Below are 19,371 nucleotides of genomic sequence, written 5' to 3' on the forward strand. Positions count from 1 at the left end.
GAAGCGGTAAGATGGGCAAAAATGAATATCTTGTATAGATTTGATTTAAATACTTACTATTTATGTCATTGATTAATAACTGTTAGCACAAATAGCTTAAGCATCCACTTGTACAACTTACCCAAGATTGTATAAGTTTACAACCCGTGAGCCGGTGAATGGCTCCGTAACGAATGATGCACTTTGCGTCGCCTCTGAAGGTGTTGTGGATTTCCACCTTCAGAGGTGTCTTTTTTGCGTTGGTTGATGAGTTGGGTATCGCGTGCCTGTCCGCGCGCGATTTTTTTCATCATGGCACTGAGGGCGATCGCGCCGTCAGGTCAATTTAAAGGGTTTTACCTATGCAAAACGCCGCAACCAGTAGCGCCGCCATCGCTGATTATTTCAAGCTGGCGGGTAATAGCGATAGCAATGAGATGGAAGTTTTCGGGCAGATTATCGCCGAAATCCTGCAAGCCGGTATGCCGGTTTCCAACAAAGCGATTATTTCATCTCTGATCGGCCGTCTTGAAATGGAAAGCGATGTGGTTCAGCTGGATATCTACCGCCACCTGTTGGAATTGGTAGTGAATAAAACACCTGACGATCTCGCGGTATAACACCGGATTCCAGGGACGGAATCATCCCCTTACCTGCCCCTTCGCGCTAGCGCGCAACGCTTTAGCCCGGTAACATCCTTTCTCCGCATATTCAAACTGGTTACTGCCGTACCGTGACGGTGCGAGCACAATAATAAAAGAGCCTGCAAATTCTATGAGCCAATCAACTGATCGCGCCACGATGGTGGACGGCGATATCACGGTGGCGCGCGTGTTGCGTTCGCCTGCGTTACTCACCCGCGAGTGTCTGGCGGGCATCATTACGGCGCTGGCACTGATTCCTGAAGTGATCTCCTTCTCGGTGATCGCCGGTGTCGATCCTAAAGTCAGCCTGGTTGCTTCGGTGGTGCTGTGTCTGACATTGTCCATTCTCGGCGGACGTCCGGCGATGGTGACCGCCGCTGCCGGTTCCGTTGCGCTAGTGATCGGCCCGATGGTACATGCGCACGGCGTCGAATACATTCTGCCCGCAGTGATCGTGGGCGGTGTTATCCAGATCATCTTTGGCCTTGCCGGTTTATCGCGCATGATGCGCTACATTCCGCGCTCGGTGATGATTGGCTTCGTCAATGCGCTGGGCATTCTGATTTTCTTTGCGCAAGTCCCGCACGTGTGGGGGCAATCTGGTCTGGTATGGGCACTGTTTGCCGTCACGCTGGCGATTGTGTTGCTGCTGCCGAAAGTGCTGAAAAGCGTGCCTTCTCCTTTAGTGGCGATTGTGGTGGTCACGGCAGTGGCATTGTTGCTCGGTTATCGCGTACCCAACGTGGGAGACGAAGGCGCGATGACCGCCGGTTTGCCGGGCTTCACCACGCTGTTAGTGCCGATGAATCTGCAAACACTGCAAATCATCTGGCCGACAGCGTTAAGTATTGCGTTTGTCGGCCTGATGGAGTCGTTACTGACCGCCAAACTGGTGGATGACATCACCGATACGCCTTCTGGTAAACGCCGCGAGTCCTGGGCGTTGGGCGTCGGCAATATTCTGGCGGGCTTTTATGGCGGTATCGCCGGATGCGCGATGATCGGTCAAACCATCGTCAACGTTGAATTAGGCAAAGCACGCACCCGCGTTTCAACCGTGGCGGCAGCTGTGGTGTTGCTGCTTTTGGTCACCGGGCTTAGCCAGGTGATGGCACAGATCCCCATGGTGGTGCTGGCGGGCATTATGATGGTAGTGGCGGTGAAAACCGTTAACTGGCACAGCCTGCAACCAGCAACGCTAAAACGTATGCCGTGGTCAGAAACTTTGGTAATGGTGCTGACTGTTGCCGTCACCGTGTGGACCGGCAACCTGGCAATTGGTGTGTTGATTGGCGTGATTCTGGCGATGATGCTGTTTGCTCGCCGCATTGCCCACGTGATTCACGCCGAACGTCAGTTAAGCGAAGATGGCGAACAGGTTAGCTATACCGTTCGCGGCCCGCTGTTCTTTGGCAGCAGCAATGATTTGTTTGAGCACTTCGATTATGGCCACGATCCGAAAATCGTCACCATCGATCTGACCCACGCACAGATTTGGGATGCATCAAGCGTGGCGGCACTGGATGCCATTGAATACCGCTATCAGCGCCATGGCGCGACGGTCACTGTTATCGGCCTGGATAATCGCAGCAGTGATTTCCGCGATCGATTAAGTGGCAATTTGGGATAGACCATTTTTATTAGGATTGAGACGAAAAACGCCGAATTATCGGCGTTTTTTATGATTAATGCTGCGTTTCGCTTGCGTAAATATCACCTGACGACTTTGCTTAGGCAGAGGCTAATCTTTTGAATCGTCGAGGGTTAGGATTGAAAGTGCATATTTAGTGGGAGAATCTCATGCAGACATTAACCAAAGTATTATTCGTTACACTAACCTTAGTATCGCTTTCGGGCTGTATGCATCATAGCGATGCTGTGGGCGGTGATGGGCGTCCACATGCGCCAAGTAATCAGCCGGTGCCAGGCGCAAGCGAAGGTGCAGGACCAGTCGGACAACCGCAATCGTAATATATCACCCGGTTTTGCCGGGTTTTTTATGATTAGCGGCAGTAAATCGCAGGCACAAAAAAACCGCCCTTGGGCGGTTACGACATTACTGCATATTGCTTTGATTTTATTTGGTTTTTCACAGCTTTGAATATGGTGCCCGGGGCGGGACTTGAACCCGCACAGCCATAAGCCGAGGGATTTTAAATCCCTTGTGTCTACCGATTTCACCACCCGGGCAGGGTATAAATTGGAGGCGCGTCCCGGAGTCGAACCGAGGTAGACGGATTTGCAATCCGTTGCATGGCCACTCTGCCAACGCGCCTTAAATCTGATGTGTAATCCGTTGATAACGCATTACTAAATTTGGAGCGGGAAACGAGACTCGAACTCGCGACCCCGACCTTGGCAAGGTCGTGCTCTACCAACTGAGCTATTCCCGCATAATTTTCGTCTGTCCATTTGCTGCCGTGTTACTTGCAAACTTATAACGAGATTTTATAGTTCAACTTCATCGAACTTGCTGATTTCATTCAGCTTCTTGCAGACTCGCTGCTGTTCGATGCGATGCATTCTACTTATCTGACGCAGTGAGTCAATAGAATTATCCACACACTGCGTCCGTTTGCTGCTTTTTAAATCGCATCGATCAGCTATCGAGCAAATCGCCGCGCGCCGCGCTCAAATATTGGAACATCGACCAGAAAGTCAGCACGGCGGCAATGTACAGCGCAATCACCCCAATCCCCACCACAGTGGCTTCAGGGCGCCACAGCAAGGCAAATAACGAGAACATCTGCGCGGTGGTTTTCACCTTGCCGATCCACGACACCGCCACGCTGCTGCGCTTACCAATTTCCGCCATCCACTCACGTAATGCCGAAATGATAATTTCACGCGCGATCATCGTCGCGGCAGGCAAGGTAATCCACCATGCGTGGAAGTGTTCCGCCACTAAGACCAGCGCAATCGCGACCATCACTTTATCCGCCACTGGATCGAGGAACGCGCCAAAACGCGTTGTCTGTTTCCAACGGCGTGCTAAAAATCCATCAAACCAGTCAGTTATCGCAGCAATCACAAAGATCAGTGCAGTGGCAAACGGAGCCCATTGAAATGGCAAATAAAACGCCAGCACAAAGAAGGGAATGAGTACGACTCGAAACAGGGTAAGACACGTCGGAATGTTAAATTGCATATGCCAGTAACTGTCTGGTGTGAGTAGGGTTTCACGTATGTTCCTACATTGCCCACCCTGTTTCAATGTTAGTGTTTCAGTGAGTAGTAGATTTTTTCCGCCAAAGCCATCGAGATACCTGGCACTTTAGCAATCTCATCCACGCTGGCGTTCATCAACGGTTGCAGGCCGCCCATGTACTTGAGCAACTGTTGGCGGCGTTTTGGACCCACCCCTTCGATACTTTCCAGCGCGCTGGTGTTCTTCACTTTGGCGCGTTTTTTCCGGTGACCTGAAATCGCATGATTGTGAGAGTCATCACGAATATGCTGGATCACATGCAGGGCTGGCGAGTCCGGCGGCAAGGAAATGCCCTCGCCTTCCGCTTCAAAGAACAGCGTTTCCAATCCGGCTTTACGATCGCTGCCTTTGGCGACGCCTAATAAAATCGGGCGATCTTTATCCCACGGCACGTTTAGCTCGGCAAACACTTGCTTCGCTTGCGCCAGCTGGCCTTTACCGCCATCAATGACGATCACGTCAGGGATCTTGTCCTCTTCCAGCGCTTTGCCGTAGCGACGGCGCAGCACCTGATTCATCGCCGCATAATCATCGCCCGGCGTGATGCCTTCGATATTGTAGCGACGGTAATCCGAACGCAGCGGACCATCTTTGTTGAACACCACGCACGAGGCGATGGTTTGCTCGCCCATGGTGTGGCTGATATCGAAACACTCCATGCGCTCGATTTTATCCAGCTCGAGAAACGTGGCTAACGCCGCTAAACGCTGCTGAATCGTCGAGTGTTGCGAAAGCTTGGTGGTCAGTGCGGTTGCCGCATTGGTGCGCGCCAACTTGAGATAACGTGCGCGATCGCCACGCGGCTTACTTTGAATATTCACCTTACGGCCCGCTAAAACGCTGAGCGATTCTGCCAGCAGTTCGCGTTCAGGCAGCGTGAAGTCCAGCAGGATATCTCCCGGCAACGTACGTGCTTCACTGCCTTGCAGATAGAATTGGCCGACAAAGGTTTGCACCACTTCAGTCAGTTCAGTATCAGCGGGAACCTTCGGGAAATAGCTGCGGCTGCCAAGCACTTTACCCTGACGAATAAACAGCACGTGCAAACAGGCCATACCGGCTTCAAACGCCACGCCCATCACGTCGAGATCATCGCCCTGATTCGAGACAAACTGGCGTTCTGTAACACGGCGTACCGCCAGAATCTGATCGCGTAAGCGTCCAGCGTCCTCAAAGCGCAATTCCTGGCTGGCGGTTTCCATGCGTTTGACCAGTTGATTGATCACCTGGTCATCTTTACCGGCCAGAAACAGCCGCACGTAATCGGTTTGCTGCGCGTACTCTTCTTCGCTCACTAAGCCACTGACGCACGGCCCAAGGCAGCGCCCAATCTGATATTGCAAACACGGGCGTGAGCGGTTGCGATACACGCTGTTTTCGCATTGACGAATCGGAAACACTTTTTGCAGCAACGCCAACGTTTCGCGTACCGCGTAACCGTTAGGAAACGGGCCGAAATATTCGCCTTTGGCATGCTTCGCACCACGATGCATCGCCAGGCGTGGATGGCTGTCGCCGCTGAGGAAAATATAGGGATAGGATTTGTCATCACGCAGCAGCACGTTATAGCGCGGCTGATAAAGCTTGATGTAGTTGTGCTCCAGCAACAGCGCTTCCGTTTCGGTGTGCGTCACGGTGACGTCGATGTTCTGGATATTGCTGACCAGCACTTCGGTTTTGCGACTGCCTACCTGAGTTCGAAAGTAGCTGCTAAGTCGCTTTTTAAGGTCTTTGGCTTTACCAACATAGATCACCGTCCCCGTCGCATCATACATGCGGTAGACGCCAGGTTGACTGGTTACGGTGCTGAGGAAGACTTTGGAATTGAAAACGTCACTCACTACTGATTAACGGCTCCGCATTGAACAGGCCATGTCGAATGGCCAAATGCGTTAACTCTACGTCGCCACTGATGTTGAGCTTGCTGAACATACGATAGCGGTAGCTGTTAACGGTTTTCGGGCTGAGATTAAGCTGCTCGGAAATTTCCGTCACTTTCTGCCCGCGGGTGATCATCAGCATAATCTGCAATTCCCTTTCCGACAAACAGCTAAACGGTGATTCGGCTTTTTGCGGTTCGATTTGGCTTAGCGCCATCTGCTGGGCGATATCTGAAGCGATGTAACGCTGTCCCGCATGCACGGCGCGAATTGCGCTGACCACTTCATGTGGCGCGGCGCCTTTACTCAGATAACCCGCGGCGCCCGCCTGCATCACTTTGGCTGGCAACGGATTTTCCGTATGAATGGTTAGCATGATGATGCGGATATCAGGATTGAAACGCACAATTTTGCGCGTGGCTTCCAAACCGCCGATGCCAGGCATATTCATGTCCATCAGCACCACGTCCACCGGATTGCTGCGACACCATTTTACCGCGTCTTCACCGCATGCCACTTCGCCGGCAATAACCAGTCCCTTCATATCTTCCAGTATGCGGCGAATACCGGCGCGAACCAGTTCATGGTCATCAACAAGAAGCAGGCTGATCAACGGGACGTACTCCGCAGGTTAGATAAGGGAAATATATTACAGAGCGGTCATCTTACCGGTTTTCAGCTGGAAAAAACATCTGTTACAACAGATAAATCCCAAATGAAATGATGCATATCAATTACATTCTTTGCAGCCTAATCTTTTCAATGGCAGCTATTAGCATGTCAATATGGATAAGTAAAATTGTGACTAATATCATTATGTTATAATTTATCGCCTGATTTTCTTATTGTGCTATGAACGCCCAATAAATAACAACTCAACGACGATTTCGATTGCGGATAAATACAGCAAAGTGCAATTAAATGCGCTGGCGAGTTTCACCGCTTCGCCTGCATTAAATTGCCCGGCCAAGCCTATGATATACTCTCTTTTTCGCGCACAGGAAGAATGTGTCAACATTGAGTAACACCACCAAGGAGTCAAATATGAGTGATGAAGACTTTGCAACTTCACGTGACACGCAGGCACTGGCAGATGAAGTGGCCTGTTTGAAAATGATGGTGACGCTGATTCTGAAAGGAATGGGCCAGGCCGATGCCGGTAAGGTGATCATCAACATGGAGCGTTATGTGCAGGCTTCGCTGGTTGATAAGCCGCAGGCAGAAGTGTTTAACAATACTATTCGCCAGATTAAAACCGCTTACCGTCAGTAAGCGATGTGCCCCGCGCACGTTGCGCGGGGTGCTTAGCTATGTGATTGCCAGTTGACCGAAACACCTAGCGACGGCAGCACTTCTTCCGGACTAAAGCGCCGCGTACCCCGATATTTCTCCGCCAGTGCCGGTTGCTCAACCGGAATGCGAATCGCAAACAGATTATCTTCTGATTGAATCAGTCCCGGCGAAAGCGGTTCATACACCACTTGATGATGCTCGAACATTTTCTCCAGCATCGGCGTGGCCGAACTGATCAAATATTCGATGCCGCTCAGCTCCGCTAACTGCACCGAGTGCCATAAAATACTCAACGGCAATTCGGCGTCCACTTCCAGACGCGCAGAAAAGCGCGACATTTCCCACACTTTTTCCTGATCGAACGGCAGAACAAAGCCTTCCGGCACTTCAGGTTCGTGCCACGGTAAGAGGCGTGCACAGCCACAAATGCCCTGACGCGCATTCCAGGCAATTAACCAGGTGACATCGGAACGATCGTAACGATCGTATTCCTGGCCCGGCGTACTGAGTCGCGGCGGAATTGACCATCCTTCGCCGCGCGCAAATACGCTATAGCGATAGGTTCCCAATTCAGCCAACAGTGAGGACGGCATATCCTTAAGCTGTGTTTGAATTACTTTCATCATGCGCCCCTGACATCCCCATGTTTGCATTGTTTTCTTAGAGCCAGCCTGGCAAGTTCCGCGCAGGGTAGACAACTGACTCTGAAGTGGGAACTACTAAAATTAGTAGTTGCCTTTTCGCTATATCAGGCCAATAGCGGCGGCATAACAGGCAATCTGCGTTTTATTGGAAACATTAAAACGCTTTTGCATATTCTTTTGGTGAAAATTCACCGTGTGTTCAGAGATGGCTAAAATAAGTGAAATTTCCGCAGAAGTTTTTCCTTCTGCCGTCCATTTCAAAATTTCCAATTCACGCTGACTAAAATCATTGGCTAAAACTACCATAGAATCGTCATTCAGACGCGCTAACACGCGCAAACTCAGTTCCGCCAGAAGATGAAGTTTCACCTCCAGCTCTACGCGTAAGTGTTGGGTCTTACTGTTATGCTGCGATGCAATAGATAATATACCAATGGTACGATTGGGTGCCATTGCCGAGCAGGAAAAGCCGCTCATTAATCCTGCAGCATTGGCTTCTGCCCATAAATTACCTGAACCGGTAAATAAATCGCGCGTCCACTCCACGCCCCGGCCCGGTCGCTGGCACAGTAATAGCACCGGATCCACCACATAATAGTTCTGGCTTTCGTAGCGCTTTACCCAACTTAGTGGATAAGTACTAAACAAAAAGACGCGCGGCCGGGTGAAAGGTACTGGATGCTGAACCAAAAAAGCGAAGTAATCAAAACCCAACGTTTCAATCTGTGTTTGCAAAAGTGATTTCAATTGCATCACTTCGCTCAGCGCCTCAAATTCATTTTCCATTTCGCCTCGCCAGGCGAAATAATTATCGGTCGTCATTATTGCCTTAGCGCTGTTTCACGCTTTTTCACTTTAAAATTCGTCTGAGTTAACGCAAAAAATAAATTAACTAGAGAAAAAATATTGATTGAAAAGAGAACAAATTCGCTCGCAACAAGCATAACCCCACGGTTGTCAATAGCTTAAGCTAATACGAGTGAGAGTGTTCACGCTAATTGCCAACAGGTTCACAGCTTTAATTCCTTCGCAGATTAGAATAGGATTTTTCTGAAGTAGTTTCAATCACCCTATTCATTGAAAATGATCATTAGATTGATAAATTTTTAGCATCGTCATTAACTAAAATTATCCAGTCGTGAAGCAGAATGTTTTGCTAACAACGGATTTTCAGCACTGAATTAGTTTCGACTTAATCTTAATCCCAATTATTTCTGCGGTTAAGAAAAGACAACGCATCGCCGTGTGATTTCCCTCACTCTCTATAGCGGCTACGCTTACAGTTTGAAGGCAAAACGTTGGCAAGGGGAGACAGTGCTGCTGCGTGGCTCGGGCGCATTGTCGTATGAAGGCGGATACGCAGGAATTCCTATGTTGAACCAGTTTGCACTACCGTTCCTTGTTTTGGGTGGCTGCACTGCCCTGATGATTTTGAAAGATCTTTTTCGCCATCCGCACCCCATCGCGGTGATGAATATCATTTGGCCGTTAACCGGCTTGTATATGCCGTTTATTGGTTGGCTTGCGTGGTGGTATCTGGGACGGAAACCTTCACGTCAACACAAAATTGCGCTGCTGATTCATGATAAACGTGGCCAGAATGCTAACTGGCAAACCATATTTATTTCCACTTCTTTATCCGCTGCCGCCTGTATATTCGGCGACATAATGACAATCCCGATAGTCACGCTGCTAAAACAATTTGCTATTATCCCGGCCCTTTGGCTTCAGGCAATTATTTGCGTGATGATTTCACTGATTATCGGATTACTTTTTCAATTTCTGGCCATTCGTCAACGTGAAAAACATTCATTTGGCCGAGCGTTATTATTAGCGTTGAAAACTGAAATCTTTCCACTGCTGATTTATCAGTTAGGTATTTTTATCTTTATGGCGCTGGCCCTAAAATTCGTGCTCAATCAGCAAATCAACCCATTGCTAGTGGCGTTCTGGTTTATGCTGCAATTAGCGATAATGATTGGTTTTCTTTTCTCCTGGCCAGCTAATCATTTCCTGATTAAACGTGGGCTTAATCCTGCCGTGTAGTTAGCGGCAGTAACCTGAACCGCGCATGCCAAGATGAAAATGACCGGCATGCGCGGCGTTATAATCGGGTCCCAACGCATTGCCAAAGGTGGCACAACCGTTGCGCCACAACGCATGCAATCCCGCCGCCGCCTCAACCGGCTGCTGCCAGTTCTTTCCTACCAGCAACCAACGTCCGTTTGCCAACTGAAAACCGGTGATATCCCAGGCATCAGCAGTGGCATGCTCACTCAACCGCCCGCTCTCACGATGATAAATATTGCGGCAGGCATAGCTGCCGACATGGGAAATCCGTTTCAGCGCACTCTCAATCCCCGCCTGGCGCAGCGCGTTATCGCTATTGACCACAAACATCGTGCTGGTCACCGCCATCGGACAACTGGCGAGAAAGCTGCTGCTAAGCGACACATCGCCGAAGCCACTGATGCGCAATGGCTGTTCGATCGGGCAATCACCTTGCATCGGTGGCAAGGGGCGGAATTGCACTAACCGCTGATCCGCCGCCTGTTGCAGCACCGCCATGCAGGCTTGGGGATCGCTACTCAAACGCTTAAGTTTGTAACGCGTCATCCAGCCAGGCGGATCGGTGATTGCCAGCGGCGTAAACGGATTCCACTGCGGCGGCAAATGGGTTTTCAACCACGGCAAGCTCAGCCAGCCGCATAGCGCCAGCACCACAATGGCTATCAAAGCGCGCACAATGCCTCACTTTTTCTAATCGGATGAACCGGTAAGTGTAGAAGTCGCGCAGTAGTAAAGCGCTGCAAATGGCTTATTTGCTGGAGATTTACGCAAAATGACCGCGCTTTATACTCTGTAAATATTTACTGACAGAGCAAAGCACGCTAAAGCGCACAGTTGTTAAAAAAGCATTACCGAGAGTTGCAGCCTTTCCACTATCTTATGCCACTTGCCGTATAAAAAGGCACATACCTCATCAGCCAGTAGAGCTGACACAACATCAAGACAGGAAAGAATAATTTATGGTTGATCAATCTAAAGAGGCGCTTCTGGCCGCCGAACAGCCGGATAAACTCCAGCGCAACTTGCATAACCGCCATATTCAGCTGATTGCCATTGGTGGCGCCATCGGTACCGGGCTGTTTATGGGCTCAGGCAAAACCATCAGTTTGGCCGGTCCGTCGATCATCTTCGTGTATATGATCATCGGCTTCATGCTGTTCTTCGTCATGCGCGCGATGGGCGAATTGCTGCTTTCGAACCTCGAATACAAATCGTTTAGTGATTTCGCCGCCGATCTGCTAGGCCCGTGGGCGGGATACTTTACCGGCTGGACATATTGGTTTTGTTGGGTGGTCACCGGCATTGCCGATGTGGTGGCAATCAGCGCCTATTTCCAGCTGTGGTTCCCGGATTTCTCAATTTGGATGAGCGCCCTGCTGTGCATCTTCGTGTTCCTGGCGCTGAATATTGCCACGGTGAAGTTGTTTGGCGAGATGGAGTTCTGGTTCGCGATTATTAAAATCGTCGCCATTGTGGCGCTGATCATCACCGGCATCGTGCTGGTCAGCATGCATTACCCTTCGCCGAATGGCGGCACTGCATCCTTGAGCAATATCTGGGATCACGGCGGCATGTTCCCGAAAGGCTTGAGCGGCTTCTTTGCCGGTTTCCAGATTGCGGTCTTCGCATTTGTCGGCATTGAATTAGTCGGCACCGCGGCGGCGGAAACTAAAGACCCGCACAAAGTATTGCCGCGCGCGATTAACGCCATTCCGCTGCGCATCATTATGTTTTACGTGCTGGCGCTGATGGTGATCATGGCAGTAACGCCGTGGAATCAGGTGTTGCCGAATCGCAGTCCGTTCGTTGAGATGTTTGTGCTGATTGGTTTGCCTGCCGCAGCCAGCATCGTAAACTTTGTGGTGCTGACCTCAGCGGCGTCTTCTGCCAACAGCGGCATTTTCTCCACCAGCCGCATGCTGTTTGGCCTGGCGGAACAAGGCGTGGCGCATAAAGCCTTTGGCCGTCTCTCTGCGCGCGCGGTGCCGACCACCGGCTTGTTCTTCTCTTGCCTGTGCTTGCTGGCGGGTGTGGCGCTGATTTACCTGATCCCCGATGTGATGACCGTATTCACCATGGTAACCACCGTGTCGGCGATTCTGTTTATGTTCGTCTGGACCATCATTCTGTGCAGCTATCTGGCCTACCGGAAGCAGCATCCTCAGCGTCACGCTGAATCGAAGTTCAAAATGCCACTCGGTAAGTTTATGTGCTGGGTCTGCATGGCGTTCTTCGCCTTTGTGCTGGTGCTGCTGACGTTGCAGGAAGATACGCGCCAGGCGTTGATGGTGACGCCGCTGTGGTTTGTGATTCTGACCATGGGATGGTTATTACGTCGACGTAAAACCACCGTATAAACTGAAAAGCCCGGACATTCCGGGCTTTTTTTATAACCGTTCAGTCAGTTTATGCCATGCCTGCGCCAGCGAAGGCCGCAGTGAGGGTTCGCGTTGTGGCGCGCTATTGGGCGCTTGCGGCGCACCTAAATCAAAGGTGAAGGTGTAATTCGGTTCTTCACCCATGCGCAAATCCACAATCAAGGTACGATCATCTTGCTGACGCATGGCATAAAAGCCATGACTGAACCACGCCACGCGTTCGGCGTGCCATTGGCCTTTAAACGGCGTAAATAATTCGGCGTGGCGATCGTGCCACGTAATTTCCAGCGGTCGATTCGGTGACAGCAACGACCAATACGCTTCGCCGTAACGATCCGGCGTCATGATCAGCGTGCGCCAGACCAACGTATTAAACGCCGTCGGCGTGACCAGTACCTGCTCAGGCGTAACCGCGTACTGGGTTAAATCTTTCTCAATGTGCTGAGTCGCAACACTTTGCACCAGCATGCTCCAGCCAAGGTACAACGTACTCAACAATAATCCCGCCTGATTCCAGCGCAAACCGGCTCCATCACGCCGCCACAACGCCACGCCTAAAACAATCAACAGCGGCAAGGTATACAGCGGATCGACGATATACATGCTGCCAATCGCGAACGGGAAATCGGTGAATGGCAAGCCGAGTTGCGTGCCGTAAACGGTGGTGAGATCCAGCAACGGATGCGTCACTAATGCCAACCAGATTGCCAGCGTCCAGCCACGCCATTGCACGCGACTGCGCATCACGCCCGCCACCAGCCAACCGAGTATCGGCGCGATTAAGCTGAGAAACAGTAAGGCATGACTTTCGGTGCGATGCAGCGTCATATTGCGGATAGCATCGCCGTGATCGATAAACACATCAAGATCCGGCAAGGTTCCGGCCACCGCTCCGACTAGCGCCGCTTGCCACACCGGCGCGCGTTTGCCCATCACCGCCACGGCTACTGACGCGCCTAACGCCAGCTGTGATAATGAATCCATGCCCTCTCCTTGAAAAAGCGCGATCAGCGCACGCGGATCCCTTCAATAATCATGCGCTGCACGTTTTCCAGCGTCTGTTCAAAGAATTCCGGATCGCTTAACGTCTGGCCGGTAATCGCTTCAACCTGCGAAGCGAAATCCGCATAGTGTTGCGTGGTGGCCCACAGCAGGAAAAACAGGTGCTGCGGCTGCACGCCAGCTAATCGTCCTTCGGCAATCCACTGTTCGATAATTGCCGCTTTATCATCCACCAACGCTTTGAGATCACCCGCCAGTTCGCCTTTTAACAACGGCGCGCCCTGCAACATCTCCAGGCAGAATAAACGCGATGCTTGCGGATGGTCGCGTGAGACTTCCAGTTTAAGGCGGATGTATTTGCGAATCGCCGTCAGCGGATCGTGATCGTGTTGCAGCGCACGCAGCGGTGCCAGCCACACATCAAGAATCTCTTTTAAAACCGCCACATACAACACTTCTTTCGACGGATAGTAATACAGCAGATTGGTTTTTGAGACGTCGGCACGCTCCGCCACTTTATCCAGGCTGGTGCCATGAATGCCGTATTGCGAGAAGAACGCTAATGCGGCTTCGAGAATGGCGGCTCGCTTTGCAGCGACCGCGCGCGAACGGCGTCCCGGTTTTTTTTCATCGCTTTTCACACTGTTACCTCATCCGTCCTGCGTGCACGCATCATAACAAAGGCCGGTATTCATGCCTAATCGGTCAACTGCACCTTTTTTGACCATTCGCGCATGAAAAACGTGCAGATTGTTTTGACCAAACAGTCTGAAATGGACCAATCACTCCAGTTTTAACATGCGCGTATTTTTAACACATTGTTATCTAAGACCTTTAAAAAGGTGGCACAGGCTTTGCAATTTTGTGACTGAACACATCATGCATTCCCCGTCGCATCCAGAGAGGTTTCCCATGAAAATTGGCGTCTTTATCCCGATCGGTAACAACGGCTGGCTGATTTCAACCCATGCTCCGCAATACAAACCGACGTTTGAACTGAATAAAGAAATCGTATTGAAGGCCGAGCATTATCATTTCGACTTCGCGCTTTCGATGATCAAACTGCGCGGCTTCGGCGGTAAAACCGAGTTTTGGGACCATAACCTCGAATCCTTCACGCTGATGGCCGGACTTGCTGCCGTGACCTCGCGCATTGAAATCTATGCCACTGCCGCGACATTGACCTTGCCGCCTGCGATTGTGGCGCGCATGGCGTCAACCATCGATTCCATCTCCAATGGTCGCTTTGGCGTTAACCTGGTGACCGGCTGGCAAAAACCAGAGTACGAGCAAATGGGCTTGTGGCCGGGCGATGCTTACTTCTCCAGCCGTTATCAATATTTGACCGAATACGTCACCGTGCTGCGCGATTTGTGGGGCACCGGCCAGAGCGATTTCAAAGGCGAATTCTTCACCATGAACGATTGCCGCGTCAGTCCACAGCCGCAGAGACCAATGAAAGTGATCTGCGCCGGACAAAGCGACGCCGGCATGGCTTTCTCCGCTGAACATGCCGACTACAACTTCTGCTTTGGCAAAGGCGTCAATACGCCCACAGCATTTGCTCCGACCGCTGCGCGCATGAAACAAGCCGCTGATAAAGCCGGTCGTGATGTCGGTTCCTATGTGCTTTTCATGATTATCGCCGCCGAAAATGATGAAGCAGCGCGCGCCAAATGGGAGCACTACAAAGCCGGAGCCGATGAAGAAGCGCTGGCGTGGCTGACCACGCAAAGCCAGCAAGATACCAAGTCAGGCAGCGACACCAACGTGCGCCAAATGGCCGATCCGACTTCTGCCGTCAACATCAATATGGGCACGCTGCTCGGTTCGTACGCCAATGTGGCACGAATGTTGGATGAAGTTGCTTTAGTCGATGGTACGCAAGGCGTGTTGTTGACCTTCGATGACTTCCTGCAAGGCATCGAAGATTTCGGCGAACGTATTCAACCCTTAATGCAATGCCGCATTGATTTACTCGCTTCACAACAGGAGGTGGCCTGATGAGTACCGTTGTTTGCGCCCATAGCAGCAGTTTACCCAACATCACGTTACCGGCGCGTCCGGAAGCTATCGCGCTACCGCCGACGCAAAGCGCCTTGATCGTAGTGGATATGCAGAACGCCTACGCCACTGAAGGTGGCTATCTCGATCTGGCAGGCTTTGATGTTTCCGCCACCAAACCGGTGATCGCCAAAATCCATCAGGCGGTGACGGCCGCGCGCGCGGCTGGCGTGCAGATCATCTGGTTCCAAAATGGCTGGGACGATCAATATGTCGAAGCCGGAGATGCCGGTTCACCTAATTTCCATAAATCCAACGCGTTGAAAACCATGCGCAAACGCCCGGAGCTACAAGGCACGCTGCTCTCTAAAGGCGGCTGGGATTATGCGTTAGTTGACGAGCTGGTGCCGCAGGAAGGCGACATTGTGCTGCCGAAACCGCGCTACAGCGGCTTCTTCAACACCCCGCTCGACAGCATGTTGCGCAGCCGCGGTATTCGTCATCTGGTGTTCACCGGCATCGCCACCAATGTGTGTGTGGAATCAACGCTGCGCGATGGCTTCTTCCTCGAATATTTCGGCGTGGTACTGGAAGACGCCACCTATCAAGCGGGTCCGCCGTTTGCGCAGCAAGCCGCGATTTTCAATATCGAAACTTTCTTTGGCTGGGTCAGCGATACCGACACTTTCTGTGAAGCGCTGAAAACTAACGCAACGTTATAAGGATTTCGCCATGCCTAAAAGTGTGATTATTCCGCCTGGCAGCAGCACGCCTATCGCCCCGTTTGTGCCGGGAACGCTGGCCGACGGCGTGGTTTACGTCTCTGGCACCTTGCCGTTTGATGCCAATAACGATGTGGTGCACGTCGGCGATGCCGCAGCACAAACGCGCCACGTTTTGGAAACCATCAAAAAGGTGATTGAAACCGCCGGCGGCAGCATGGACGACGTGACCTTCAATTCGATCTTCCTCACCGACTGGAGCAACTACGCGGCAATTAATCAGATTTACGCCGAGTATTTTCCCGGCGATAAACCGGCGCGCTTCTGTATTCAGTGCGGGCTGGTGAAGCCGGATGCGCTGATCGAAATTGCCAGCGTGGCGCATATCGGTAAACAGGAGGCGTAATGCATCTGGAGATTCAGGGATTAACGGCGAAAGACGCACCCACGCTGGTGCTCTCCTCCGGTTTGGGCGGCGTTGCCGGTTTTTGGCAGCCGCAACTCGCCGCGTTAACGCCGCATTATCGCGTGGTGACTTACGACCAGCGCGGTACCGGCCGCAGTGCGGATGCGCTGCCGGAAGGTTACAGCATGGCGATGATGGCCGCCGAACTGGCCGAGGCGCTGGCACAACATGACATCCAGCATTACGACCTGATTGGGCACGCGCTGGGTGGATTGATTGGTTTGCAGCTGGCGCTGGATTTTCCTCAACAGGTCAATCGCGTGGTGGTGATTAACGGTTGGCTGTCGCTGGATGCGCACACGCAGCGCTGTTTCCAGGTACGTCAGGATCTGCTGATGAATGTCGGTGTTGAAGCTTTTGTCCGCGCGCAGCCGCTGTTTCTCTATCCCGCCGAATGGCTGGCGCGCAATCAGGAACGTATCAGCGCTGAAGATGCTCATCATGTGGCGCATTTTCAGGGCATGGAAAATTTGCTGCGCCGCTTGCATGCACTGAAAAGCGCGGATTTCCGTCCGTATGTGGCGCGTATTACTCAGCCGGTGTTAGCGATTTGCAGCCAGGACGATCTGTTAGTGCCGTGGAGTTGTTCGCCACAACTGGCGCAGGCGTTACCGAATGGCAGTTTGATTGAAATGGCTTGGGGCGGTCACGCGATGAGTGTCACCGATGCCGACAACTTTAATACCTTGCTGCTGCGCTGGCTGGCCGATACGGCTGCACCAGTTCAGCGTGTTGCCAGCTAACGCCGCCTCATGCGGCATGCTTTACTGACACTCTGGAGATGACGATGGCGAGTTCCTGGTTCCCCCGCTGGCAGAAAAAGTCAGCCATGACTGAAAACGGGCTGATTGCGCCGGATGAAACGCTGCCGTTGGCGCAGACGGTCGTCCTCGGCTTACAGCATGCTGTGGCAATGTTTGGCGCAACGGTGCTGATGCCGTTGCTGATGGGGCTCGATCCCAACCTGGCGATTTTAGTCTCGGGGATTGGCACGCTGCTGTTTTTCGTCATTACCGGCGGGCGCGTGCCAAGTTATCTCGGTTCCAGTGCGGCCTTTGTTGGGGTAATTATTGCGATCACCGGCTTTAACGGCCAAGGACTCAACCCGAATCTGGCGCTGGCGTTAGGGGGTGTGATCGCCTGCGGCGCGCTTTACACGCTGATTGGCCTGGTGGTGATGAAAGTCGGTACCGGCTGGATTGAACGGTTAATGCCGCCGGTGGTTACTGGCGCAGTGGTAATGGCGATTGGCCTCAACCTCGCACCGATTGCGGTACACAGCGTGTCGAGTTCCATGTTCGATAGCTGGATGGCGGTGATGACAGTGCTGTGTATTGGGTTGGTGGCGGTTTTCACGCGCGGCATGGTGCAGCGTTTGTTGATTCTGGTCGGACTGATTGTGGCGTGGGCGCTGTATGCGCTAATGACCAACGTGCTGGGCTTTGGCAAACCGGTGGATTTCAGCGGATTAGCCAACGCGCCGTGGTTTGGTCTGCCACACACCACCACACCTATTTTTGATATGCAGGCGATAGTCATGATCGCGCCAGTGGCGATCATTTTGGTGGCGGAAAATCTCGGACACATTAAAGCGGTGGCGGGCATGACCGGCCGCAATCTTGATCCGTATATGGGCCGCGCGTTTGTTGGCGATGGCCTGGCTACCATGCTTTCCGGTTCGGTGGGCGGCAGCGGCGTAACCACCTATGCAGAAAACATTGGCGTGATGGCGGTGACCAAAGTCTATTCCACGCTGGCGTTCGTCGCCGCAGCGGTGATTGCGCTGGTACTGGGTTTCTCACCGAAATTTGGCGCGCTAATTCACACCATTCCCGGCCCAGTGATTGGTGGCGCGTCAATTGTGGTGTTCGGCTTGATTGCTGTGGCGGGCGCACGTATTTGGGTGCAAAACCATGTTGATTTTAATCAGAACGGCAACCTGATCATGGTTGCCACTACATTGGTGTTAGGTGCGGGGGATTTTGCCCTGAAGATTGGCAGCTTCACCATCGGCGGCATCGGTACTGCCACCTTTGGCGCCATTATCCTCAATGCGATTCTGCGGCGTCGCGGTGCCGCACTGGCAAACCAGGCGGCACGCCAACATCCTTAAGGCTCGAGCGGTGCCTGATCGGGCACCGCTTTCTTACGGCGAATACGCAGTTCACTGACGATCACACCACAGACAATCAATGCCGCGCCGAGCAGTGCGGCTGCCGGTAAACGCTCACCTGCGATGCGACCGACCACACCCGCCCACACCGGCTCACCGGCGTAAATCACCGTCGCGCGCGTTGGCGAAACGCTGCGCTGCGCCCAGTTCATGGTGACCTGAATTAAGGCGCTGGCGGCGCCCAAACCTAACGCACTGAGCAATAATGGCGTTGACAACGTGGGTATCGATTCGCCGTTGGGGATCATAAAGACAAAGGCGCAAGCAGATGCCACCATCAGCTGAATCAACGTTACGCGGCGTACATCAACCTGTCCGGCATAACGGCTGATCAAGATGATCTCGGCGGCAATCGCCAACGTGCTGAGCAAAGTGGCGATTTCACCGGCATTGAGCGTCAGGCTGCCATCCTGCGGACCCGCCACCAGCACCAATCCGCTAAACGCCAGCAAGATGCCAAGCCACGCCATCAAGCCTGGCGGGCGACGCAGAAACAGCCATTGCAGCAGTGGCACCACCGGCACATACAGCGCGGTGATAAATGCCGATTGACTGCTGGAAATGGTTTGCATCCCCCAGGTTTGCAGGCCGTAGCCGCCGGCAATCGATATGCCGATTAGCGCACCCGCTTTGATTTCCAGCCAGGTGACTTGCTTGAGGTAGCGGCGGAAGAAGAAGGCCAGCAGCAAAGACGCGGTGGCAAAACGTAAGCCGACGAAAAAGAATGGCCCCGAATGCGCCATCGCCCGATGGACCACCAAAAAGGTGCCACCCCAAACCATGGTAATGAAGATGAGAACCAGTTCCTGGCGCGAAATACGCAGGCTGAAACGAGAGGATGAAACGGACATAACGCACCAGAATAATCAATTGGCGCTCAGTGTGCTTAGGGAAGAGGGAAATTGCAA

The 19,371-nt window shown here is 52.4% G+C and carries 20 protein-coding genes and 3 tRNA genes; 11 read left to right on the forward strand and 12 right to left on the reverse strand.

Going from position 1 to position 19,371, the window contains the following annotated elements:
- The first annotated feature begins 341 nt into the window (after positions 1–341).
- The 3 genes from ACPUC7_RS15905 (at position 342) to ACPUC7_RS15915 (ending at position 2,724) form a co-directional block, all read left to right on the forward strand.
- Positions 342–599: a biofilm/acid-resistance regulator YmgB/AriR gene (locus ACPUC7_RS15905; protein WP_494923646.1), complete on the forward strand. Its 258-nt coding sequence runs from the start codon at positions 342–344 to the stop codon at positions 597–599.
- A gap of 154 nt (positions 600–753) precedes the next feature.
- Complete coding sequence (locus ACPUC7_RS15910; RefSeq protein WP_494923647.1) at positions 754–2,253, forward strand: SulP family inorganic anion transporter; 1,500 nt, start codon at positions 754–756, stop codon at positions 2,251–2,253.
- 270 nt (positions 2,254–2,523) lie between these two features.
- On the forward strand, positions 2,524–2,724 hold the full coding sequence (locus ACPUC7_RS15915) for a hypothetical protein (protein ID WP_494923648.1): 201 nt from the start codon (positions 2,524–2,526) through the stop codon (positions 2,722–2,724).
- Between the two features lie 3 nt (positions 2,725–2,727).
- On the opposite strand, the gene ACPUC7_RS15920 is transcribed toward ACPUC7_RS15915, so the two are convergent.
- The 6 genes from ACPUC7_RS15920 to uvrY form a co-directional block, all read right to left on the reverse strand.
- Positions 2,728–2,813 (reverse strand) — tRNA-Leu (locus tag ACPUC7_RS15920).
- 11 nt (positions 2,814–2,824) lie between these two features.
- Positions 2,825–2,898 (reverse strand) — tRNA-Cys (locus ACPUC7_RS15925).
- A gap of 42 nt (positions 2,899–2,940) precedes the next feature.
- A tRNA-Gly gene (locus ACPUC7_RS15930) sits at positions 2,941–3,016 on the reverse strand.
- 206 nt (positions 3,017–3,222) lie between these two features.
- Positions 3,223–3,771: a CDP-diacylglycerol--glycerol-3-phosphate 3-phosphatidyltransferase gene (gene pgsA, locus ACPUC7_RS15935; RefSeq protein ID WP_343551828.1), complete on the reverse strand. Its 549-nt coding sequence runs from the start codon at positions 3,769–3,771 to the stop codon at positions 3,223–3,225.
- A 68-nt stretch (positions 3,772–3,839) separates the two neighbouring features.
- Positions 3,840–5,672, reverse strand: coding sequence for an excinuclease ABC subunit UvrC (gene uvrC / locus ACPUC7_RS15940; RefSeq protein ID WP_343551827.1), 1,833 nt, complete (start codon positions 5,670–5,672; stop codon positions 3,840–3,842).
- The gene (gene uvrY, locus ACPUC7_RS15945; protein WP_343551826.1) at positions 5,665–6,324 is read right to left on the reverse strand and encodes a UvrY/SirA/GacA family response regulator transcription factor; all 660 of its coding nucleotides are present in this window, start codon (positions 6,322–6,324) and stop codon (positions 5,665–5,667) included. Before uvrY ends, uvrC begins: the two co-directional genes overlap by 8 nt.
- A 431-nt stretch (positions 6,325–6,755) precedes the next feature.
- Between uvrY and ACPUC7_RS15950 the strand changes: the two genes are divergently transcribed.
- A complete protein-coding gene (locus tag ACPUC7_RS15950) occupies positions 6,756–6,983 on the forward strand; it encodes a DUF2594 family protein (RefSeq protein WP_343551825.1) in 228 nt (75 codons plus the stop codon).
- A gap of 32 nt (positions 6,984–7,015) precedes the next feature.
- Here the strand turns inward: ACPUC7_RS15950 and ACPUC7_RS15955 are convergent, their stop codons facing one another.
- Complete coding sequence (locus ACPUC7_RS15955) at positions 7,016–7,627, reverse strand: acyl-homoserine-lactone synthase (protein ID WP_343551824.1); 612 nt, start codon at positions 7,625–7,627, stop codon at positions 7,016–7,018.
- A 120-nt stretch (positions 7,628–7,747) separates the two neighbouring features.
- Positions 7,748–8,470 (reverse strand): autoinducer binding domain-containing protein, encoded by a 723-nt coding sequence (locus tag ACPUC7_RS15960; RefSeq protein ID WP_494923649.1) that lies wholly within the window; start codon positions 8,468–8,470, stop codon positions 7,748–7,750.
- A 423-nt stretch (positions 8,471–8,893) separates the two neighbouring features.
- Between ACPUC7_RS15960 and ACPUC7_RS15965 the strand changes: the two genes are divergently transcribed.
- A complete protein-coding gene (locus ACPUC7_RS15965; protein ID WP_494923650.1) occupies positions 8,894–9,694 on the forward strand; it encodes a DUF4396 domain-containing protein in 801 nt (266 codons plus the stop codon).
- Here ACPUC7_RS15965 and ACPUC7_RS15970 read toward each other — a convergent pair whose 3' ends face one another.
- The gene (locus ACPUC7_RS15970) at positions 9,695–10,393 is read right to left on the reverse strand and encodes an extensin-like domain-containing protein (RefSeq protein WP_494923651.1); all 699 of its coding nucleotides are present in this window, start codon (positions 10,391–10,393) and stop codon (positions 9,695–9,697) included.
- 284 nt (positions 10,394–10,677) lie between these two features.
- Here ACPUC7_RS15970 and cycA point away from each other — a divergent pair, with 284 nt between their 5' ends.
- Positions 10,678–12,075, forward strand: coding sequence for a D-serine/D-alanine/glycine transporter (gene cycA / locus ACPUC7_RS15975; protein ID WP_343551820.1), 1,398 nt, complete (start codon positions 10,678–10,680; stop codon positions 12,073–12,075).
- Between the two features lie 30 nt (positions 12,076–12,105).
- Here the strand turns inward: cycA and ACPUC7_RS15980 are convergent, their stop codons facing one another.
- Both ACPUC7_RS15980 and rutR read right to left on the reverse strand, forming a co-directional pair.
- Positions 12,106–13,080 (reverse strand): metal-dependent hydrolase, encoded by a 975-nt coding sequence (locus ACPUC7_RS15980; protein WP_494923652.1) that lies wholly within the window; start codon positions 13,078–13,080, stop codon positions 12,106–12,108.
- 23 nt (positions 13,081–13,103) lie between these two features.
- Positions 13,104–13,739, reverse strand: coding sequence for an HTH-type transcriptional regulator RutR (gene rutR / locus ACPUC7_RS15985; protein ID WP_494923653.1), 636 nt, complete (start codon positions 13,737–13,739; stop codon positions 13,104–13,106).
- Positions 13,740–14,010: 271 nt separating this feature from the next.
- On the opposite strand from rutR, the gene rutA reads away from it, so the two are divergent.
- Genes rutA through rutG form a run of 5 tightly spaced genes read left to right on the forward strand, consistent with a single transcriptional unit; the run spans position 14,011 to position 18,403 of the window.
- Complete coding sequence (gene rutA / locus ACPUC7_RS15990) at positions 14,011–15,102, forward strand: pyrimidine utilization protein A (protein WP_494923654.1); 1,092 nt, start codon at positions 14,011–14,013, stop codon at positions 15,100–15,102.
- Positions 15,102–15,824: a pyrimidine utilization protein B gene (rutB, locus tag ACPUC7_RS15995; RefSeq protein WP_494923655.1), complete on the forward strand. Its 723-nt coding sequence runs from the start codon at positions 15,102–15,104 to the stop codon at positions 15,822–15,824. Before rutA ends, rutB begins: the two co-directional genes overlap by 1 nt.
- Before the next feature lie 10 nt (positions 15,825–15,834).
- On the forward strand, positions 15,835–16,230 hold the full coding sequence (rutC, locus tag ACPUC7_RS16000) for a pyrimidine utilization protein C (RefSeq protein WP_343551814.1): 396 nt from the start codon (positions 15,835–15,837) through the stop codon (positions 16,228–16,230).
- A complete protein-coding gene (rutD, locus tag ACPUC7_RS16005; RefSeq protein ID WP_494923656.1) occupies positions 16,230–17,033 on the forward strand; it encodes a pyrimidine utilization protein D in 804 nt (267 codons plus the stop codon). The genes rutC and rutD overlap by 1 nt, the downstream gene beginning before the upstream one ends.
- Positions 17,034–17,077: 44 nt before the next feature.
- On the forward strand, positions 17,078–18,403 hold the full coding sequence (gene rutG / locus ACPUC7_RS16010; RefSeq protein ID WP_494923657.1) for a pyrimidine utilization transport protein G: 1,326 nt from the start codon (positions 17,078–17,080) through the stop codon (positions 18,401–18,403).
- Here the strand turns inward: rutG and ACPUC7_RS16015 are convergent.
- On the reverse strand, positions 18,400–19,314 hold the full coding sequence (locus ACPUC7_RS16015) for a DMT family transporter (protein ID WP_494923658.1): 915 nt from the start codon (positions 19,312–19,314) through the stop codon (positions 18,400–18,402). The genes rutG and ACPUC7_RS16015 overlap by 4 nt on opposite strands.
- Between the last annotated feature and the right edge of the window lie 57 nt (positions 19,315–19,371).

This window comes from Pantoea sp. CFCC18179 (assembly GCF_059412405.1).